At 63.2% G+C, this 19,428-nt stretch carries 20 protein-coding genes; 17 read left to right on the plus strand and 3 right to left on the minus strand.

The features are described from left to right. Positions 1-16: 16 nt before the first annotated feature. Positions 17-1,123, plus strand: coding sequence for a D-alanine--D-alanine ligase family protein (locus ABX74_RS10625; protein ID WP_024487352.1), 1,107 nt, complete (start codon positions 17-19; stop codon positions 1,121-1,123). Here ABX74_RS10625 and ABX74_RS10630 read toward each other — a convergent pair whose 3' ends face one another. Beyond that, positions 1,124-1,816: a DUF3515 domain-containing protein gene (locus ABX74_RS10630; protein ID WP_020907269.1), complete on the minus strand. Its 693-nt coding sequence runs from the start codon at positions 1,814-1,816 to the stop codon at positions 1,124-1,126. Positions 1,817-1,905: 89 nt separating this feature from the next. Here ABX74_RS10630 and ABX74_RS10635 point away from each other — a divergent pair, with 89 nt between their 5' ends. Genes ABX74_RS10635 through ABX74_RS10645 form a run of 3 tightly spaced genes read left to right on the plus strand, consistent with a single transcriptional unit; the run spans position 1,906 to position 4,109 of the window. After that, positions 1,906-2,907 carry a thiamine-phosphate kinase gene (locus tag ABX74_RS10635; protein WP_081328976.1) on the plus strand — a complete coding sequence of 334 codons (1,002 nt, stop codon included), beginning with the start codon at positions 1,906-1,908 and terminating at the stop codon, positions 2,905-2,907. Between the two features lie 9 nt (positions 2,908-2,916). Then, complete coding sequence (locus ABX74_RS10640) at positions 2,917-3,438, plus strand: gamma carbonic anhydrase family protein (RefSeq protein WP_020969320.1); 522 nt, start codon at positions 2,917-2,919, stop codon at positions 3,436-3,438. Continuing rightward, positions 3,438-4,109, plus strand: coding sequence for a uracil-DNA glycosylase (locus ABX74_RS10645; RefSeq protein ID WP_020907272.1), 672 nt, complete (start codon positions 3,438-3,440; stop codon positions 4,107-4,109). Before ABX74_RS10640 ends, ABX74_RS10645 begins: the two co-directional genes overlap by 1 nt. A 17-nt stretch (positions 4,110-4,126) precedes the next feature. On the opposite strand, the gene ABX74_RS10650 is transcribed toward ABX74_RS10645, so the two are convergent. Together ABX74_RS10650 and rpmB are read right to left on the minus strand one after the other, a co-directional pair. Next, positions 4,127-4,924: an enoyl-CoA hydratase-related protein gene (locus tag ABX74_RS10650; protein ID WP_047888815.1), complete on the minus strand. Its 798-nt coding sequence runs from the start codon at positions 4,922-4,924 to the stop codon at positions 4,127-4,129. A 131-nt stretch (positions 4,925-5,055) separates the two neighbouring features. Next, positions 5,056-5,247 (minus strand): 50S ribosomal protein L28, encoded by a 192-nt coding sequence (rpmB, locus tag ABX74_RS29890; protein WP_003942669.1) that lies wholly within the window; start codon positions 5,245-5,247, stop codon positions 5,056-5,058. A 348-nt stretch (positions 5,248-5,595) separates the two neighbouring features. On the opposite strand from rpmB, the gene ABX74_RS10655 reads away from it, so the two are divergent. The 13 genes from ABX74_RS10655 to ABX74_RS10710 all read left to right on the plus strand — a co-directional run bounded on the left by ABX74_RS10655 (position 5,596) and on the right by ABX74_RS10710 (position 19,425). Continuing rightward, entirely contained in the window at positions 5,596-7,305 is a 1,710-nt protein-coding gene (locus ABX74_RS10655; RefSeq protein ID WP_020907273.1) for a DAK2 domain-containing protein, read from the plus strand. A 73-nt stretch (positions 7,306-7,378) separates the two neighbouring features. Then, positions 7,379-9,640, plus strand: coding sequence for an ATP-dependent DNA helicase RecG (gene recG / locus ABX74_RS10660; protein WP_047888853.1), 2,262 nt, complete (start codon positions 7,379-7,381; stop codon positions 9,638-9,640). Positions 9,641-9,760: 120 nt separating this feature from the next. After that, on the plus strand, positions 9,761-13,165 hold the full coding sequence (locus tag ABX74_RS10665; protein WP_047888816.1) for a pyruvate carboxylase: 3,405 nt from the start codon (positions 9,761-9,763) through the stop codon (positions 13,163-13,165). After that, entirely contained in the window at positions 13,162-13,728 is a 567-nt protein-coding gene (gene rsmD / locus ABX74_RS10670) for a 16S rRNA (guanine(966)-N(2))-methyltransferase RsmD (RefSeq protein WP_003942746.1), read from the plus strand. The genes ABX74_RS10665 and rsmD overlap by 4 nt, the downstream gene beginning before the upstream one ends. After that, positions 13,725-14,219: a pantetheine-phosphate adenylyltransferase gene (gene coaD / locus ABX74_RS10675; RefSeq protein WP_003942776.1), complete on the plus strand. Its 495-nt coding sequence runs from the start codon at positions 13,725-13,727 to the stop codon at positions 14,217-14,219. Before rsmD ends, coaD begins: the two co-directional genes overlap by 4 nt. Before the next feature lie 131 nt (positions 14,220-14,350). Next, a complete protein-coding gene (locus ABX74_RS10680; RefSeq protein WP_003942696.1) occupies positions 14,351-15,112 on the plus strand; it encodes a DivIVA domain-containing protein in 762 nt (253 codons plus the stop codon). Positions 15,113-15,301: 189 nt separating this feature from the next. Beyond that, on the plus strand, positions 15,302-15,862 hold the full coding sequence (locus ABX74_RS10685; RefSeq protein WP_007729319.1) for a YceD family protein: 561 nt from the start codon (positions 15,302-15,304) through the stop codon (positions 15,860-15,862). Positions 15,863-15,864: 2 nt separating this feature from the next. Then, entirely contained in the window at positions 15,865-16,047 is a 183-nt protein-coding gene (gene rpmF, locus ABX74_RS29895) for a 50S ribosomal protein L32 (protein ID WP_007729318.1), read from the plus strand. A 19-nt stretch (positions 16,048-16,066) separates the two neighbouring features. Beyond that, positions 16,067-16,840 (plus strand): ribonuclease III, encoded by a 774-nt coding sequence (rnc, locus tag ABX74_RS10690; RefSeq protein ID WP_019747952.1) that lies wholly within the window; start codon positions 16,067-16,069, stop codon positions 16,838-16,840. An 8-nt stretch (positions 16,841-16,848) separates the two neighbouring features. Next, a complete protein-coding gene (mutM, locus tag ABX74_RS10695; RefSeq protein ID WP_019747953.1) occupies positions 16,849-17,718 on the plus strand; it encodes a bifunctional DNA-formamidopyrimidine glycosylase/DNA-(apurinic or apyrimidinic site) lyase in 870 nt (289 codons plus the stop codon). A 41-nt stretch (positions 17,719-17,759) separates the two neighbouring features. After that, complete coding sequence (locus ABX74_RS10700; RefSeq protein ID WP_020907278.1) at positions 17,760-18,212, plus strand: OsmC family protein; 453 nt, start codon at positions 17,760-17,762, stop codon at positions 18,210-18,212. Continuing rightward, positions 18,212-19,135: an SMP-30/gluconolactonase/LRE family protein gene (locus ABX74_RS10705; protein ID WP_047888817.1), complete on the plus strand. Its 924-nt coding sequence runs from the start codon at positions 18,212-18,214 to the stop codon at positions 19,133-19,135. Before ABX74_RS10700 ends, ABX74_RS10705 begins: the two co-directional genes overlap by 1 nt. 5 nt (positions 19,136-19,140) lie before the next feature. Further along, the gene (locus ABX74_RS10710) at positions 19,141-19,425 is read left to right on the plus strand and encodes an acylphosphatase (protein ID WP_019747956.1); all 285 of its coding nucleotides are present in this window, start codon (positions 19,141-19,143) and stop codon (positions 19,423-19,425) included. The last annotated feature ends 3 nt before the right edge of the window (positions 19,426-19,428 follow it).

The raw sequence follows: 19,428 nt of genomic DNA on the forward strand, positions 1-19,428 counted from the left end.
CGGTACGGTTTGACGCGTGAACAGCAGCCGTACCCGCGTGGCCGTGATCTTCGGTGGCCGGAGCAATGAGCATTCAGTGTCCTGTGTTTCCGCCGGAAGCGTCCTGAGCAACCTCGACCCTGATCGGTACGACGTCGTACCGATCGGCATCACAGTCGACGGTTCCTGGGTCCTCGGGTCGAGCGACCCCAGCTCCCTCGCGATCAGCGGGCGCGCGTTGCCGTCGGTCGACAAAGACGGAACGTCGGTGGTCCTCAGCGCGGACCCCACCCGCGAGGGCGAGGTCATCTCCTTCGACGGCTCCGACGCCGGTGCTGTGCTCGCGTCGGTCGACGTCGTTTTCCCCGTTCTGCATGGGGCTTACGGCGAAGACGGCACCATTCAGGGATTGCTCGAACTTGCCGGGGTTCCGTATGTCGGACCCGGAGTCCTGGCCAGCGCCGCCGGCATGGACAAAGAGTTCACGAAGAAGCTTCTTGCCGCTGAAGGACTTCCCGTCGGAGTGCAGGTCGTGCTTCGACCGGGAATCGCAACGCTGACCGAAGAGCAGAAGGCGGAGTTGGGCCTTCCCGTGTTCGTGAAGCCCGCTCGTGGTGGTTCGTCCATCGGCATCACCCGGGTGAGCAATTGGGACGGTCTGGACGGGGCGATCGCTCATGCGCGCCTGCACGATCCCAAGGTGATCGTCGAAGGCGCGATCATCGGCCGTGAGGTGGAATGCGGCGTCCTCGAATTCCCGAACGGCGACGTCAAGGCGAGTGTGGTCGCTGAGATCCGGATGCCGGATTCCGACACCGATTCGGACGCGTTCTACGACTTCGACACCAAGTACCTCGACGACGTCTGCGAATTCGACATCCCCGCAAAACTCGACGAGTCGGTGAGCGACCAGATCAGGGAGCTTGCAGTCCGCGCGTTCAAGGCACTCGATTGCCAGGGACTCTCGCGGGTCGATTTCTTCGTCACGGCTGACGGCCCGGTGATCAACGAGATCAACACGATGCCCGGGTTCACTTCCATCTCGATGTATCCGAAGATGTGGAACGCCACCGGAATCGATTACCGCACTTTGATTTCGACACTGGTCGACACCGCCATCGCTCGCGGTACCGGACTTCGCTGATCAGGGAACCGCGACCGGCGCCGGGTCGAGGGGCTTCTGTTCGAGAGTCGCCGTGATGGTGTCGGAGATCTCCTGAATCGGCGTCGGGCCGGTCCCGTCGGGGATCGTGATACCGATGTACTCACCGCGGTCTACGGCAAACCAAGTGCTCGCAGCCAGACCGACGTCGGTTCCCGAGACCTGGAACCATTGGACACCGTTCACAACCTGTAGTGCTGCAGCCTGGTCGAACTCGGTCGGACGGTCGAGCCCGCAGCGCAACACGATCGGCTCACCTTCGCTGCGCTGCCAAGCTGCCGCTCCAGCCGGAGCAGGGTCAACCAACTCGGCTTTCGTGAAGTCGTCGATCTTGTCGGGGAGCGCACCGAGGAGGGAAACGCAGGCCTCCGACTCCGCTGCCGGTGCCGGTACGGGTCCCAGCGCTACCGGCGAGAGTTCAGGGTTGTTTCCCGCGACGACGGCCGCGATCACCACTCCGACGATCAGGGCTACCGGGAGCGCGATGGCGGTGGCGATCAGCGCCGGACTGCGGCGCTCGGTCGGATCGTCGTCGCTATCGGGGTCGATGTCGGCGTTGTCTGCGGTGGAGGTGTTTTCTGCCATGCTCAGTTCTTCGCTCGGGTCCTGGTCCAGTCGATCAGCGGTCTCGTCACTTCGCAGGGCACGTCGGTGAATCGGTAGGATTGCCGACACACGCGTGAGCTTGCAGAAGCATTCACGACCACAGCTAGAAGGTACCGCAGGCCGCTTACGAGCGAATTGCGTCGGCATTGGAGACACTCATCGCATCATCGGGGTTCGGGTCAGAGCACACTGTCGAGCAGGTGGGGGAGTTCGACGTGATCGCGCGATCTCTGGTCGGCCGAATCCAACCGGTCACCACCGAATTGGGGCCGGGCGACGACGCCGCGATCGTGACGTCCGGAGACGGCCGTGTGGTTGTCTCGTCCGACATGCTGGTCGAAGGTCGGCATTTCCGAATGGATTGGTCTTCGCCACGCGACATCGGCCGAAAGGCAGTGGCACAGAACGCTGCGGACGTCGTCTCGATGGGAGCGCGGCCGACGGCATTCACCGTGTCTCTGGGGTGCCCGCCTTCGACTCCGGTCGACGTGATCGACGCAATCTCCGCGGGAATCTGGGACGCGGCAACTGATCTGGGGGCCGGCGTGGTCGGCGGTGACCTGGTCCAGTCGCCGGTAGTCGTGGTGTCGGTGACCGTGCTCGGCGATCTCGGTGGCCGTCCGGCAGTTCTGCGTTCGGGAGCAAAGATCGGTGACAAGATCGCGGTCGCCGGGTTGTTCGGTTGCTCGGCAGCAGGGTTGGCACTACTGCTCGACGAAGCCGTATTGCTCGACGAATCCGAAAGCTTTCCAGATCTGCTTGCCGCTCATCGTGTTCCGAATCCGCCGTATCAATCGGCATGGGACGCCGCAGAATCAGCACATTCCATGACGGACGTATCCGACGGATTGATCGCGGACCTTCGACATCTCGCAGAGGCCTCGCACGTGCGGTTCGACATCGTCTCGGCCGCGGTTCCCACCTCACTCGATGTCGCATCGGCGGCCGAGGCGCTCGACGTCGATCCGCTGGACTGGATCCTCTCCGGTGGTGAAGATCACGGATTTGCAGCAACTTTCGGGCCTGAGGTCGAAATTCCGTCGGGTTGGACTGTGATCGGTTCGGTTGCGGCCGGTTCCGGCGTGAGCGTCGACGGTGCACTTCGCGAGAGCGGCGGGGGATGGCACAGCTTTTCGACCACCGGCACCACCGCGGTATAGGTTGCTTTCATGGCTGTATATGCACTTGGAGACAGAGTTCCGGACATTCATCCGGACGCATACGTTCACCCGGACGCGGTGGTGATCGGCGCCGTGACTCTCGCGGCGGGCACCTCGATCTGGCCGCAGGCGGTATTGCGTGGTGACTACGGAACCATTTCGGTGGGAACCGGATCCAACATCCAGGACGGAACTGTCATCCATTGCACCGCCATCGATGCGACTGTCATCGGTTCCGGTTGCGTGGTGGGCCACAACGCGCACATCGAGGGGTCGACCATCGAGGACCACTGCCTGATCGCATCGGGCTCCGTGGTTCTCAACGGAACGGTGATCGGGACGGGGTCGATCGTCGCCGCGGGTGCGGTGGTGGCCAACAAGATGCAGGTTCCCCCGCGCAGCATGGCACTCGGTGTGCCCGCCAAGGTCCGTGCGGGATACGAAGTTCCGCTCGGCCACCTCGACGGAAACGTCAAGATGTACGCAGCCAATGCGGCGTACTACCGCGACGCGTTGCGCAGGCTCGACTGATGGCGCCGCTTGCAGAGATCGTCGATCCAGGGTGGGCGCGGGCACTCGAACCGGTCTCGGAGCAGATCTCCGCGATGGGTAAGTTCTTGCGCGAAGAGATCGCTGCGGGACGGGAGTATCTGCCTGCGGGAGAGAACGTCTTGCGTGCATTCACGAATCCGTTCGACGACGTTCGGGTGCTCATCGTCGGTCAAGACCCCTATCCGACGCCTGGTCATGCTGTCGGGTTGAGCTTTTCGGTTGCCCCGGACGTGCGGCCGGTTCCACGAAGTCTCGGTAATATCTACAAGGAGTATCACCAGGATCTCGGGTTGCCGATACCGCCGAACGGCGATCTGACGCCGTGGTCGAAACAAGGTGTGCTGCTTCTCAATCGCGTACTCACCGTGCAGCCGGGTCAAGCCGCTTCTCATCGTAAGAAGGGCTGGGAGCCGGTGACCGAGCAGGCTATCCGCGCTTTGGTGGCGCGGTCGTCACCGATGGTGGCGATCTTGTGGGGTCGTGACGCGGCCACTCTCGCGCCGATGCTGGGCGACACACCGATCATCGAATCAGCGCACCCGTCACCGCTTTCGGCTTCGCGCGGCTTCTTCGGTTCGCGCCCGTTCAGTCGTGCGAACGAACTCTTGACCGGACTCGGGGCCGACCCGGTCGACTGGAATCTGGGCTGATCGAACTGCGCCTGCACTCACCTGGCATGCTTTGCGGAAGTGAAATCGGGGCGACGCTTGTCGACGAATGCGTCGACACCCTCGCGCCCGATCGGGCTGTTCGCCGCGAGGGCGATGGACGCAGCCTCGGCGTCGAGTTGCTCGGCGAGCGAGTTCGTCCGCGACGAACGCAGCAGTGCTTTGATTCCCGAGTACGACGTACTCGGTCCGTTGGCCAAAGCGCGGGCGAGGCGAGCTGCCTCTTCCTGGACCTCGTCGTCGCCGACGAGTCGGGTGAGGATCCCCAGCCGGACGGCTTCGTCGCCACCGATCACCGAATCGTTGAGAAGAATCTCGCGAGCGCGTGCCACGCCGACGATGCGGGGGAGTGTCCACGACATTCCGCCGTCCGGGGTGAAACCGATGGAGGGGTACGCGGGGCGGAGCTTGGTGCCGGTGCCGCCGATTGCGACGTCGGCGAGGCAGACCAGGCTCATTCCGGCGCCGGCAGCCCATCCGTGGACCCCGGCCACCACTGGAGCGGTCGCGGCGTCGAGCGCGCGAACGAACACGTGGAAGACACGGGCAACCTCGGCGACGTACTCGCCGCGGTCAGGGGCTGCGGCGAACGCACGGACGTTGCCGCCGGCACAGAAGTTTGCGCCTTCGCCGACCAGAAGGATGCTCCCGATGTCGTTTCCGACTGTCTCGAGCGCCTGCGCGCCCTGAACCAGTCCTTCGTCGTCGAGGGAGGTGCCGTTGGCGGCGGTGGAAATGGTGATGCGGAGTACGCCCTCGTCGAGGGTCACTTTGCTCAGGTCATCGATGGAAGTCACTCAACGCACATTACGGGTGTCGGACAGCCATACGAAACACGGGGACACATAGATACAGCCACATAGAAACAGCTCTGCCCCCGTCACCGAAGTGACGGGGGCAGAGCCTGCAATAGTTTGTGCTCGGGCAATCAGCCCCGAGCGACCTTGCCTGCCTTCAGGCAGGAGGTGCACACGTTGACCTTACGGGTGTTACCCGGGGCAACCTCGGTACGAACAGACTGAATGTTCGGGTTCCAGCGACGATTGGTACGCCGGTGCGAGTGCGAGACCGACTTACCGAAGCCGGGCCCCTTGGCGCATACGTCGCAGACGGCAGCCATAGTCGCGAACTCCTTGTTAGAAATGAATATTGAAGTGGTTACCCTACACGGTAGGGCAGCCAGAATTACAATCCGAATATACTCGACTTCGAACCGATCCTTGACCGCTCACTGTGCAGCCGAACGTGAAAACAGTCAATCAGCAACAAACAAAGTGCAGCATTATTTCGTGTAGCCCGTTCGAGGCAACCGTGTAAGAGTAACCGCTTCCGGCCCGAATGGCCAAACCGCCCGGTAATGACGGTTGCGCAGAAGCGTCGGACTACCCTCGACTGCACCGATCACCGATCTCTTTTTCATCGTCAGTCTTTCCATCGTCTGTCTGTCCATCGTGGAGGGGAACCGTCAGTGGGGGAAGTGCAACGCGTCGCCGAAGAAGCGGAATCCGTCGCGGACGGACATCTGCTGCGGCGCTGGGCCCGCCGGGCGGTCGACAGCCTCCAGAAACGTCGCGGTGAGATCAACAGCCTCAACGTCTTTCCCATCCCTGATTCGGATACCGGCACCAACCTGTTGTTCACGATGCGGGCCGCGCTCGATTCCGCCGAGACGATCGAGGACGACGTCCGCAGTGCCGGCCGCGTCGCCAACGCGCTGGCTCGGGGCGCGGTGTCCGGTGCACGGGGTAATTCCGGAGTGATCCTCTCCCAGGTGATCCGGGGTATCGCGGAGAGCGTTCAAGGCGAGCACATCGACGGCCGTAGCTTTGCGAACTCACTGACCACGGCGACGGGGCTGGCTTCTCGGGCTGTCTCCGATCTGGTGGAAGGCACCATCGTCACGGTTCTGCGCGCGTCGGGTGAGGCAGCGCAGGAGTGCGTCGACACCAAGACGCCGAGCGGCGAGGATCTTGCTTCCGTGGTTGCCGCCGCTGCCGATGCGGCTGCGATCGCGCTGAACAAGACCCCGGAGCAACTGGACGTTCTGGCGTCGGCCGGGGTGGTCGATGCCGGGGGATTCGGTCTGGTTCTGATCCTCGACGCTTTTGTCGAGGTGGTGACCGGGAAGTCGCAGGTTCGCGAGGATCTGGGGACGCCGGACCCGAGGTCGAGCGCAGTTGTCGACGTCAGCGCATTCGATCACGATTGGGCTCACAAGAGCCCGATCGAATGTGGTGATCACTCGGAACAGGATTTCGAGGTCATGTACCTCGTCGACGACTCGGACGACGATCGCATGACGGCGCTGCGCACGCGACTGTCCGTCCTCGGAGATTCGACGGTCATCGTCAGCGATGGCTTCGGTGGCTGGTCGGTGCACGTGCATTGCTGCGATGCCGGTGCAGCCGTGGAAGCCGGCCTCGAAGCCGGGAAGGTCCACGGTATTCGCATCAGCAGTTTTCTCGTCGACGAACGCGACCAGTTGGTGGCACGGGCGGAGAGGCGATTCCCGGGTGCCGGTGCCCGCGGCGTTCTGGCCGTCGTCGCCGGTGAGAGTGCGGCGGCGTTGTTCGAGAGTGAGGGTGCGACGGTTCTTCGGTGCGACGACGCGCCGGTGACACGTGCGCAACTGCTCGGCCGCATTCGTCAGATGGAGCGAAGTGAAGTTCTGGTGCTGCCGAACGGAGCCTTGACGGCTCAGGAACTGGTCGCAGTCAGTGCCGCTGCACGCGATCCGCTTCACCAGGTTCTGCTGCTGTCGACATCGTCGATGGTTCAGGGCTTGGCCGCACTTGCCGTTCACGACGCTCAACGCAACGTCGCCGACGACGGCTTCACGATGTCCGAGGCGGCGGCTGCGACGCGCTGGGGATCATTGCGAATTGCGGTCGAGCGTTCGCTGACGTACGTCGGGACGTGTGATCCGGGTGACGCGATCGGTCTGATGGGGCACGAGGTGGTGCTCATCGGTCCCGACGTCGCGGAGTCGAGTGCGCGACTGGTCGACCTCGCGCTCGGATCCGGTGGCGAACTCGTGACCCTACTCATGGGCGCCGACGCGCCGGACGACCTGGCCGGGCAGCTCGAGGCGCACGTCATCGCGCACCATCCGGGCGTCGACGTGCTCGTCTATCAGGGTGATCAGCCGGGTGACCTGTTCCAGTTGGGTGTGGAGTGATCGAATCGGGTCTGTCGGTGACTACTGATATACGAACACATGTGCTTACCGCGACACTGTGCTGGAGGAACTGATGGCGACGCTCGCCGACCCACTCGATCGGCTGCTGGGAAAGAAGACCGCGGACGCGCTCGACGAGGCATTCGAGATTCGGACGGTCGAGGACCTGCTGCGTCACTACCCACACCGGTACGCGTCGGCAGGCAAGGAACTTGCCGAGAAGGAGCCGCCCGAAGGTGAGCACATCACCATCATCGCGCGGGTGGCGTCGGCGGCGGTCGTGAAGATGAAGAACCGTCCGGGGCAGATGTTGCGAGTATCGCTCGCGACTGATTCGCAGACCGTCGACGTCACGTTCTTCAATCCGCAGAAGGTGCGGCACGTCATCAAGCCCGGCGTGCGCGCGATGTTCTCCGGGACGGTGAAGTACTTCCGCGGCAAGTGGTCTCTCACCCACCCGAGCTACCTGATCCTCCCGGAACCTCGTGTCGGCGAGGAGGATTCGGTAGTTCCGCTTGCATCCATCAAAGGGGCCGGTGACCTTGCCGGTCTGGCTCGCGCAAACCAGGACCCCGGCGCCGAACTCGACCTGTCCGTCTTCGACCGCGCATTGATCCCGCTGTACCCGGCAACCCGCGAGGTCGAGAGCTGGACCATCATGCGGTGCGTGCGGCAAGTGCTCGACCAACTCGATCCGATCGAGGAGCCGTTGCCTGACGAGACCAGGGCCGAGCACGGATTCATCGGTTTGGACGAGGCACTGCGCACCGTTCACCTCCCGGATACCAAGGAGGACATCGAACGATCTCAAGATCGTCTCCGTTTCGACGAGGCGCTGTCTCTGCAGTTGGTTCTCGCGATGCGTCGTCACGACAATTCCGAGCGGGTGGCGCCGGCCTGCGCTCCGGTTGCCGGCGGGATCGCGGACCAGTTCGAGGAGATGCTCCCGTTCACTCTGACGGAGGGACAGCAAGCAGTCGCGGAGGAGATCTCCAGTGATCTCGCTCGCCCACACCCGATGAGCCGGCTTCTTCAGGGCGAGGTCGGGTCAGGCAAGACCATCGTGGCTCTGCGCGCGATGCTGCAGGTCGTCGACGCCGGTTATCAGTGCGCGTTGCTCGCACCGACCGAGGTCCTGGCAAATCAGCACGCGCGATCACTGCGCAAGATGATGGGCCCGCTGGCCGCAGGCGGTGAACTCGGTTCGGCCGAACATTCCACCCGTATCGCCCTTCTGACCGGCTCGCTGCCTGTCGCTGCGAAGCGCGCAGCGCTGCTCGAAGCCGTGACCGGCGATGCCGGGATCGTCATCGGTACCCATGCACTCATCCAGGACAACGTGGAGTTCTTCAACCTCGGCATGGTTGTCGTCGACGAGCAGCACCGGTTCGGCGTCGAGCAACGTGATCAGTTGCGATCACGAGCGCGTGAAGGTCTGAGTCCGCATCTGCTGGTGATGACGGCAACGCCGATTCCGCGAACCATCGCCATGACGGTGCTCGGCGACCTCGAGGTCTCGACTCTGCGGGAACTACCGCGTGGGCGAACCCCGATCAAGAGCAGCGTCGTGCCCGCGAAGCAGAAGCCGCAGTGGGTGGATCGCGCATGGGAACGAATCCGTGAGGACGTTGCCGCTGGTCGTCAGGCGTATGTCGTGTGCTCACGCATCGGCGACGGTGAGCAGGGTGCCGGTGAGGACCAGTTCACCGAGGAGAAGCAGCCCGAGACCAAGTCGGCAGTCGACGTCTTCGAAGAGCTGTCGAGTGGCCCGCTGGCTGATCTGCGAGTCGGGTTGCTGCACGGTCGACTGCCTTCCGACGAAAAAGACGTCGTGATGAGCGCGTTCAACGTCGGTGACGTCGACGTCCTCGTCTGTACGACTGTCGTCGAAGTCGGTGTGGACGTTCCGAATGCGACGGTGATGGTGATCGTCGACGCCGAGCGGTTCGGCGTCAGTCAGCTCCACCAACTACGTGGACGAGTCGGTCGAGGCAAGCACCAGGGACTGTGCATCCTCGTCACCGGAAGCAATCCCGGCGGACCGGCGTACGAGCGGCTCTCGGCGGTGGCAGCGACCAACGACGGGTTCGAACTGGCGCAACTCGACCTCGCGACCAGACGTGAAGGAGACATTCTCGGTGCGGCGCAGTCGGGCACAACCTCGAATCTGAGACTGCTTTCCCTCATGGCCCACGGAGACATCCTCGAGTCCGCCAGGGAGTTCGCTCAGGGAATCGTCGACTCCGATCCGTCGCTAGAGGATCATCCCGCCCTCGCTTCCATGGTGACCGCTGCCCTGGACTCCGACCGGATCGAGTACCTCGAGAAGTCGTGACGGGTATGACGACAAGCTGAAATCGAATAGCACGAGGACCACCGGGTTGGTTTCTCGATTCAGTCCGAAATATGAGACTCCGCATGTAGACGCAAGATGAAATCGGGGTAGTTTTCTCGAATGTTCTCCAAAGTGCTCGTCGCGAACCGCGGCGAAATTGCGATCCGTGCCTTCCGCGCCGCCTACGAACTAGGTGCCGGAACCGTCGCGGTGTTCCCCTACGAGGATCGGAACTCGATCCACCGTCTCAAGGCAGACGAGAGCTACCAGATCGGGGAGAAGGGTCACCCCGTTCGGGCGTATCTCTCAGTCGAGGAAATCGTCGCCGCCGCCAAGAGTGCCGGAGCCGACGCCATCTACCCCGGTTACGGCTTCCTTTCCGAGAACCCGGACTTGTCGGCGGCGTGCGCCGAGGCAGGCATCAAGTTCGTCGGCCCGTCCGCCGAGATCCTCGAGTTGACCGGTAACAAGGCTCGGGCCATCGCAGCGGCAAAGGCCGCCGGTCTCCCCGTGCTCGCGTCCTCGGAGCCGTCAGCGGACATCGACGAGTTGCTCGCGGCCGCCGAGGACATGACCTTCCCGATCTTCGTCAAGGCCGTTGCAGGCGGCGGTGGACGCGGAATGCGCCGCGTTGCGGAGCGCTCACAGCTCAAGGAATCGATCGAAGCCGCAGCGCGCGAAGCGGAATCGGCCTTCGGCGATTCGACGGTCTTCCTCGAGCAGGCCGTCATCGACCCCCGGCACATCGAAGTGCAGATCCTCGCCGACGAGCAGGGCAACGTCATCCACCTCTTCGAGCGTGACTGCTCGCTGCAGCGTCGCCACCAGAAGGTGATCGAGCTTGCTCCGGCGCCCAATCTCTCGGAAGAGTTGCGCGCCAAGATCTGTGCCGACGCCGTCGCGTTCGCGAAGGAGATCGGGTACACGTGCGCAGGCACCGTCGAGTTCCTCCTCGACAAGCGCGGCAATCACGTCTTCATCGAGATGAACCCGCGAATTCAGGTGGAGCACACCGTCACCGAAGAAGTGACGGACGTGGATCTGGTCCAGTCGCAGCTCAAGATCGCGTCCGGTTCGACGCTTGCAGAGCTTGGTTTGTCACAGGACACGATCAAGCTTCGCGGCGCGGCGCTGCAGTGCCGCATCACCACGGAGGATCCGGCCAACGGATTCCGCCCGGACACGGGCCGCATCACCGCGTACCGCACCCCGGGCGGAGCCGGTATCCGCCTGGACGGCGGCGCCACGCTCGGGGCCGAGGTTGGCGCCTACTTCGACTCGATGCTGGTCAAGCTCACCTGCCGTGGTCGTGACCTCGAAGCCGCTGTCGCGAGGGCTCGCCGCGCGGTCACCGAGTTCCGCATTCGTGGCGTCTCGACCAACATCCCGTTCCTGCAGGCGGTTCTCGACGACCCGGACTTCCGGGCCGGACGTGTGACGACCTCCTTCATCGAGGAACGTCCTCAGCTGCTGACTCTGCGTTCTTCGGCAGACCGCGGCACGAAGATCCTGACCTACCTCGCGGATGTGACGGTCAACAAGCCTCACGGTGAGCGGCCCTCGGCGGTGTACCCGCAGGACAAGCTGCCCAAGATCGATCTTTCGACGCCTCCTCCTGCCGGTAGCCGTCAGCGACTGCTCGAACTCGGACCCGAAGGTTTCGCGAAGGCACTGCGTGAGCAGAAGGCCGTCGGCGTCACCGACACCACCTTCCGTGACGCGCACCAGTCGTTGTTGGCCACGCGAGTTCGAACCAGCGGACTGCTCGGAGTTGCCGGGCACGTTGCGCGGTTGACGCCGGAACTGCTCTCGATCGAAGCCTGGGGCGGCGCGACCTATGATGTGGGACTTCGCTTCCTGCACGAGGATCCGTGGTACCGGCTCGCCGCACTCCGTGAAGCGATTCCGAACATCTGCCTTCAGATGCTTCTTCGCGGCCGAAACACCGTGGGCTACACGCCGTATCCCGAAAAGGTCACGCGCGCATTCGTTCAGGAAGCCACCGACACCGGTATCGACATCTTCCGAATCTTCGACGCTCTCAACAACGTCGACCAGATGCGGCCTGCCATCGACGCGGTGCGTGAGACCGGAACGGCCCTCGCCGAGGTGGCGCTGAGCTACACCGGTGATCTGTCGGATCCGAACGAAACTCTGTACACGCTCGACTACTACCTGAAGTTGGCCGAAGAGATCGTCGATGCCGGCGCTCACGTGCTCGCGATCAAGGACATGGCAGGCCTGCTGCGCGCTCCGGCAGCTACCAAGCTGGTGACGGCGCTACGCAGCAACTTCGATCTGCCGGTTCACGTTCACACGCACGACACTCCCGGTGGACAGCTGGCCACGTACTTCGCAGCGTGGCAGGCGGGCGCCGACGCAGTCGACGGTGCTTCCGCGGCACTGGCCGGAACCACCAGCCAGCCTGCGCTTTCGGCCATCGTCGCCGCTGCCGCGCACTCCGAGTTCGACACCGGACTGAACCTGCAGAACGTGTGCGACCTCGAGCCGTACTGGGAGGCGCTGCGAAAGGTGTACGCGCCGTTCGAATCCGGATTGCCGGCGCCGACGGGTCGCGTGTACACGCACGAGATTCCGGGAGGCCAGCTCTCCAACCTCCGGACGCAGGCCGTTGCTCTCGGTCTCGGCGACCGGTTCGAAGAGGTCGAAGCCAAGTACGCCGACGCAGACCGCATGCTCGGGCATCTCGTGAAGGTGACGCCGTCGTCGAAGGTCGTCGGCGACCTCGCGCTCCATCTTGTCGGTGCCGGTGTGCCTTCGGAGGAGTTCGCCGCAGATCCCGCGAAGTTCGATATTCCCGACTCCGTGGTGGGCTTCCTGCGCGGTGAACTCGGTACGCCTCCCGGTGGTTGGCCGGAACCGTTCCGCAGCAAGGCACTCGAAGGACGTGGCCAGGCCAAGCCGGAAGAGACGTTGTCCGCTGAGGACGAGGTGCTGCTAGAGGGCTCGTCGAAGGACCGTCAGGCGACGCTGAACCGTCTGCTGTTCCCCGGCCCGACAAAGGAATTCCTCGAACACCGCGAGAAGTACGGTGACACGTCGCGGCTTTCGGCAAACCAGTTCTTCTACGGTTTGCGGCGCGGCGACGAGCACCGGGTCGAGTTGGCTCCCGGCGTGGAACTGATCATCGGTCTCGAAGCGATCTCCGAGCCCGACGAGCGCGGCTACCGCACTGTCATGTGCATCCTGAACGGCCAGCTGCGCCCGGTCTCGATCCGCGATCGCTCCATTGCCAGTGACGTACCGGTGGCGGAGAAGGCCGACAAGAACAACCCGGGCCACGTGGCTGCGCCGTTCGCGGGCGTCGTGACGCTCGCGGTCAAGGAAGGCCAGAAGATCGAGGCCGGCGACACCGTGGCCACGATCGAAGCGATGAAGATGGAAGCGGCGATCACCTCGCCGCGCGCCGGCGTCGTCTCGCGGATCGCGATCAGCGCCGTCCAACAGGTCGAGGGCGGAGACCTGCTGGTAGTCGTCTCGACGGGGGAGAGCGCCGCAGAGTGACACGCATCATCTCGGGACTCGCGGGCGGTCGACGCCTGCGAGTCCCGCCGAGCGGCACCCGTCCGACGTCGGATCGGGTTCGTGAGGCGCTGTTCAGTGCTCTCGAAGCGCGCATCGATCTCGAAGGGTGCGCGGTTCTCGACCTCTTTGCGGGTTCGGGTGCTCTCGGCCTCGAGGCGCTCTCGCGGGGAGCCGAGCACGTTGTTCTCGTGGAATCCGATGCCAAGGCTGCTGCCGTCATCAAGGCGAACATCGGCACTGTCGCGTTGCCGGGGGCGACGGTTCGCGCCGCTCCGGTTGCGGCCGTGGTCTCGGGTCCGAGCGCGCGTGAATACGACATCGTGATCGCGGACCCGCCGTATGCGGTAACCGACGAGGCCGTCGTGTCCATGCTCGCTGATCTGCAGGCCAACAAATGGGTGGGGGAGGGCACGATCGTCGTACTCGAACGTTCGTCGCGCTCGCCGGAGACCGTGTGGCCTCAGGGCTACGAGCCGATCAAGGCCAAGAACTACGGTGAAGCCCGCATCGAGCTGGCCACCTGCTACGGTCTGGACTCATGACTGGCGCCGTCTGCCCCGGATCCTTCGACCCTGTGACCAACGGTCACCTCGACGTAATCGGAAGAGTTGCTGCGCAATTCGACGAGGTCGTGGTCACCGTGCTGATCAACAAGAGCAAGCGTGGCATGTTCACGATCGACGAGCGGATCGAGATGCTCGAAGACGCGACGAGCCACCTGCCCAACGTTCGCGTCACGTCGTGGCACGGATTGTTGGTCGACTACGCGAAACAAGAAGGCCTCAGCGCGATCGTCAAGGGTCTGCGCGGCGCGAACGACTTCGATTACGAGCTGCAGATGGCTCAGATGAATCAGAAGCTCACGGGCGTCGACACGCTCTTCGTTGCCACGAACCCGACCTACAGCTACCTGTCGAGTTCTCTGGTGAAGGAAGTTGCGACCTTCGGCGGCGACGTCTCCGACATGCTCCCGGCCAAGGTGCATTCTCGGCTACTCGCGCGTATCGCCGAACGAGCAGCCGAAAACAGCTGATCCCCGACACACCGACCACGACGACACCCCGTTGGCCGTTCTTCCGGCAAACTTGGACAGGAACGGGCACAGGTCCGAGTGGACCGGTGACGATGTGGGCCGATTTCGGCCGGTAGAGATTGGGGTTGCTTGTGTACCGCGTATTCGAGGCACTGGACGAACTGGTCGCAATTGTCGAAGAGGCGCGCGGTGTTCCCATGACCGCAGGGTGTGTTGTGCCTCGCGGTGACGTACTCGAGCTACTCGACGACGTCCGGGACGCAATTCCGAGCGAGCTGGACGACGCTCAGGACGTCCTCGATCATCGCGACAAATTGGTCGGTGACGCGCGAGCAAACGCCGAGAAGACGGTCAGCAGCGCCAATGCCGAGGCAACCTCGACTGTCGAGAACGCACGCGACGACGCCGACCGGATTCTGTCCGATGCCAAGGCTCAGGCCGATCGCATGGTTGCCGAAGCGCGTGCGCACGCCGATCAGTTGGTCGAGGACGCCGAAGCAGAAGCGGAACGGACCGTCACCGACGGCCGTCGTGAGTACGAGGCCGTCACCGGACGGGCGCGTGCCGAGGCCGATCGGATGATCGAGTCCGGCCAGGCCTCGTACGAACATTCGGTGGCGGAGGGAACGGCGGAGCAGGCTCGTCTGGTGTCGCAGACCGAGGTTGTCCAGTCAGCTCACGCGGAATCCGCGCGAGTGATCGACGCCGCTCATGCCGAGTCCGACAGGATGCGTTCGGAGTGTGACCTGTACGTGGACACCAAGTTGGCCGAGTTCGAAGAGTTCCTCACCGGAACGGTTCGATCGGTCGGGCGTGGTCGTCAACAGCTTCGAACAGGTTCGGGAGTCCCCGACTACCAGGACGACGATCGTCGTTCGGAGCGTCGTCGCTAGAGCGAACGAGACAGTCGAGGGTGGGTCGTCCGATATGGGGCGGCCCACTTTTTCGTGGACGGAATTGGGATTTGCGTTGTAGCTGCCGTATTGTGGAGTGGTTGCCCATACCAGTTTCAACAGTTAGGTGAGTTCTCTTTGTCAACGCATCGTCGTAGTTCGTCGCATCAGTCAAGTGATGCGGGATTTTTGCTGGACACGGTCAAGCTCGGTCGTCGTCCAGGGTCGATGCGTACCGTCGAGAGAACAATTCAGTCCCCGAACCGTATCGGTCTCGATCTGATCGCGATCGAAGCGGGCGCGGACATAGATCTCGATCTTCGTCTCGAAGCAGTGTCCGAAGGCGTTCTCGTCACCGGAAACGTGCACGCACCCACCAAGGGTGAATGCTCGCGGTGCCTTGAACCTTTCACCGACACCGTGGACATCTATCTCACGGAGTTGTTCGCTTACCCGGACAGCACCACCGAGGAGACGACGGAAGAGGGAGAGGTCTACGCGGTCGAAGACGACGAAATCGACCTCGAACCGGTCATCGTCGATGCAGTCGGTCTGGCGCTTCCGCTCCAGCCTCTGTGCAGTGACGATTGCCTGGGATTGTGCTCAGAATGTGGCATTCGCCTGGCGATTGCGGAATCTGGGCATGGGCATGACATACTTGATCCTCGCTGGGCTGGTCTCGCGGCCAAATTTGGCGTGGAATCAAACACCAGCGAAAATCTTGTGATCACCGAAGCCGAGGAGAAGTAGAAGTGGCTGTCCCCAAGCGCAAAATGTCGCGATCCAACACGCGGTCGCGTCGTAGCCAGTGGAAGACCACTGTGCCCACCCTCGTTACCTGCCCCAACCGTGGCTGTGGCGAGCAGACCCTTCCCCACATCGCATGCCCGTCATGCGGTACTTACAAGGGCCGCCAGGTAACCGCTGCTGTCTAGTTCTCCCCGGAGAAAGACTATGACGAGCGAAAATACAGTTTCAGCCGCCGGCGGCGAGGGCAATCACGACAAGCTCCTCGCCGCTGTCGGCGTAGATATAGAGCCCGGTCTTCTGACCCTGGCTCTCACGCACCGCTCGTACGCGTACGAGAACGGCGGTCTGCCCACGAACGAGCGCCTCGAATTTCTCGGGGATTCCGTTCTCGGCGTCACGGTGACCGAGAATCTTTATCTGTCCCACCCGGACAAATCCGAAGGTGATCTGGCGAAGATTCGTGCCAGCGTGGTCAACATGCATGCACTCGCCGAGGTTGCCAGGACTCTGGGTGAAGGTGGACTCGGAGCTCACCTGCTGCTGGGTAAGGGCGAGGAAATGACGGGCGGCCGTGACAAGCCGTCCATCCTCGCCGACGGTATGGAGTCGATTCTCGGCGCCATACACCTGCAGCACGGCATCGATACTGCGAGACGTGTTGTTCTCGATCTGTTCGACGATCTACTCACTCGCGCACCGCTTCTCGGCGCGGGTCTGGATTGGAAGACGAGTCTGCAGGAACTGACCGCAGAACACGGTGCCGGAGTTCCCGTCTACGAGATCACCGCTACCGGACCCGATCACGACAAGGAATTCACGGCGACAGTTCTCATCAGCGGCAAGCCCTTGGGCGTCGGTGTCGGTCGTTCCAAGAAGGAAGCCGAGCAGAAGGCAGCAAGTTCGGCATGGAAGACGATGTCGGAGAATGCCGCTGCTAGCGCAGTCGCTGCTGACAACCCGTCTGATCTCGCCGGCTGAGTTCACTCTTGCCTGAGCTTCCCGAAGTCGAAGTCGTTCGCCGCGGCCTACAGTCTCATGCTGTAGGTGCGGCGATCGAGGCCGTCGAGGTCCTCCATCCCCGCGCGATCAGGCGCCACATTCTCGGTTCCGAGGACTTGATCGGCCAACTCACCGGGCAGACCATCGCTTCGGCAGAGCGTCGCGGCAAGTATCTGTGGCTGGTTCTCGAGCCTGCCGGTGTCGGACTGGTGGTTCATCTCGGGATGAGCGGACAGATGTTGGTCCAACCCCCGACAGTCGACTGGGAAAAGCACCTACGCATTCGGTTGGCCCTCGATTCCGGGGCTGATCTTCGATTCGTCGACCAGCGGACCTTCGGTGGCTGGTCGATTTCACCCCTCGTCGAGGTCGACGGAACGATGCTGCCCGAGTCGGTGGCGCACATCGCTCGCGATCCCATGGATGCTGCGTTCGATCTCGAATCCGTCGTGAAAGTCCTGCGGGGCAAGCACACCGAGATCAAGCGGGCGATTCTCGACCAGACAGTGGTCTCCGGAATCGGAAACATCTACGCCGACGAATCATTGTGGCGTGCAAAGATTCACGGCAACCGAATCGCCGAATCGCTCACCAGGCCCAAACTTCGAGAACTGTTGACCGCGGCGCACTCGGTGATGGGCGAGGCGCTCGATCAGGGCGGTACGTCCTTCGACGCGCTGTACGTGAACGTCAACGGGGAATCGGGCTACTTCGACCGGTCGCTGTCGGCGTACGGGCAGGAGAATCTTCCGTGCCCGCGATGCGGCGCGCCGATCAAGCGTGAGAAGTTCATGAATCGATCGTCGTTCAGTTGCCCGCGGTGTCAACCGACCCCGAGGGCACGGCGAATCGCCTAGGTCTCCGCCCCTTCGGTTCGGCGGAGTGGCAAGATTGCGTCATGGCTGAACAGACTCCAGACAACACTGCAACCGCCCCAGCTCACACGGAGCTTTGGGTGGAACGCACAGGAACCCGCCTCTACACCGGCAAGAGTTCGCGCGGCGCAGAGGTTCTCATCGGCTCCGAATCGGTGCCAGGAGTCTTCACGCCCGGCGAACTCCTCAAAATTGCACTGGCTGCATGCACCGGGATGAGCTCAGACTTCCCGATCTCTCGCCGCCTCGGTGACAACTACGACGCGACGGTCCGAGTGTCCGGTGCCGCCGATCGTGAAAACGAGGTCTACCCGCAGCTCGACGAGGTTCTCGAACTCGACCTCAGTGAGTTGGATGCCGAAGCGCAGCAGCGCCTCATCACTCTCGTCGAGCGTTCCGTCGACAAGGTGTGCACGGTCGGGCGCACTCTCAAGGCCGGAACCAAGGTCACGCTGTCGTTCGACACGGAAGCCTGATGTCCCGCGCCGGCAGTGTTGTCGCTGCGATCGCACTGGGTTCCGTTGTGGCGGTGAGTGCTCCGGCACAGGCCTCGGTCCCGGCCGACGGCTCGGACGGTGGTTGCGGCAAATGGACGTCGAGCGTCGTGACGACTGGTGCCGGAATGCTCGAGAATCTCGAATTCGACGGCAGCGGATCGATGGTGTTGTCGCAGTCGGCTCTGATCGGGCCGGGTGCACTGCTGAAAGTGGCGCCGGACGGAACACGGACAACTTTGGTCGGTGACGTCACCGGACCTGGCGGGCTGGTCGCGCGTGACGGTTCCGTGTACTTCACCACGGGCAACTCGACTGTCTCGGGTCTGTTCGGAATCGCCGACGGCAGCCTTCGTAAGGTCGACGTCGCAGACGGATCGGTGACAACGATTGCCGACGGTCTGGTGATGCCGAACGGGCTTGTGCCGCTGGACGGTAACCGTTTCCTCACAGCTCGCACCCTGACGCGGCCGGGGCTCACGGTCATCGACAGTGACGGAACCAGTTCGATCGTTCGTGAGGATCTCGGCACCGTCGACGGCCTCGCACGCTCCGGTTCGACGATCTACGTGACGACGACCTTCGACATGGTGACCGCCGTCCACGTCCTCGACGCACACGATCTGGGCGGGCCGGTGCGAACGATCACGCTCCCCGGGTTCGGTCCGGCAAACATGGCGGACGATCTGACCGTCGGACCGGACGGCGCGTTGTACGTCGCATTCAATGCCGGCGGCAAAGTTGTTCGCGTCGATCCGGATTCGGGATCTTCGTGTGAGATCGCCTCGGGTCTGCCGTTCACATCCGCGGTGAAGTTCGGTGCCGGCCCGGGCTGGGACCCCAACTCGCTCTACACCACCGGTTTCCTCGGCGACGTCCACCGTCTCGAACGTGTGGCGGGCTGAACGTCATGACTGAGACACCGCCTGTGCGGTTGACGGCGTGGGTTCACGGATATGTTCAGGGCGTCGGGTTCCGGTGGTGGACCAGGGCCCGCGCCCTCGAACTCGGGTTGATCGGATATGCGTCGAATCAGCGTGACGGTCGAGTGCTCGTCGTGGCGGAAGGCGAACGCACGCAGCTCGAGAGATTGTTGGAGTTGCTTCGCTCGGGAACAACACCGGGCACGGTGGATCTCGTGGTCGACAGCTGGGACCCCGCCAGGGGCGACCTGACAGGGTTCGTCGAACGCTGACCG

The sequence above is a fragment of the Rhodococcus sp. ARP2 genome (assembly GCF_001029585.1).
GTDB classification, from domain to species: domain Bacteria; phylum Actinomycetota; class Actinomycetes; order Mycobacteriales; family Mycobacteriaceae; genus Rhodococcus_F; species Rhodococcus_F erythropolis.

What these genes read in the sequence shown, in the direction of transcription:
- ABX74_RS10710 (WP_019747956.1), top strand. Translation starts at nt 19,141, where the DNA reads ATGACTGAGACACCGCCTGTGCGGTTGACGGCGTGGGTTCACGGATAT.
- ABX74_RS10665 (WP_047888816.1), top strand. Translation starts at nt 9,761, where the DNA reads ATGTTCTCCAAAGTGCTCGTCGCGAACCGCGGCGAAATTGCGATCCGT.
- coaD (WP_003942776.1), top strand. Translation starts at nt 13,725, where the DNA reads ATGACTGGCGCCGTCTGCCCCGGATCCTTCGACCCTGTGACCAACGGT.
- rpmB (WP_003942669.1), bottom strand. Translation starts at nt 5,247, where the DNA reads ATGGCTGCCGTCTGCGACGTATGCGCCAAGGGGCCCGGCTTCGGTAAG.
- ABX74_RS10645 (WP_020907272.1), top strand. Translation starts at nt 3,438, where the DNA reads ATGGCGCCGCTTGCAGAGATCGTCGATCCAGGGTGGGCGCGGGCACTC.
- ABX74_RS10700 (WP_020907278.1), top strand. Translation starts at nt 17,760, where the DNA reads ATGGCTGAACAGACTCCAGACAACACTGCAACCGCCCCAGCTCACACG.
- ABX74_RS10705 (WP_047888817.1), top strand. Translation starts at nt 18,212, where the DNA reads ATGTCCCGCGCCGGCAGTGTTGTCGCTGCGATCGCACTGGGTTCCGTT.
- rnc (WP_019747952.1), top strand. Translation starts at nt 16,067, where the DNA reads ATGACGAGCGAAAATACAGTTTCAGCCGCCGGCGGCGAGGGCAATCAC.
- ABX74_RS10640 (WP_020969320.1), top strand. Translation starts at nt 2,917, where the DNA reads ATGGCTGTATATGCACTTGGAGACAGAGTTCCGGACATTCATCCGGAC.
- recG (WP_047888853.1), top strand. Translation starts at nt 7,379, where the DNA reads ATGGCGACGCTCGCCGACCCACTCGATCGGCTGCTGGGAAAGAAGACC.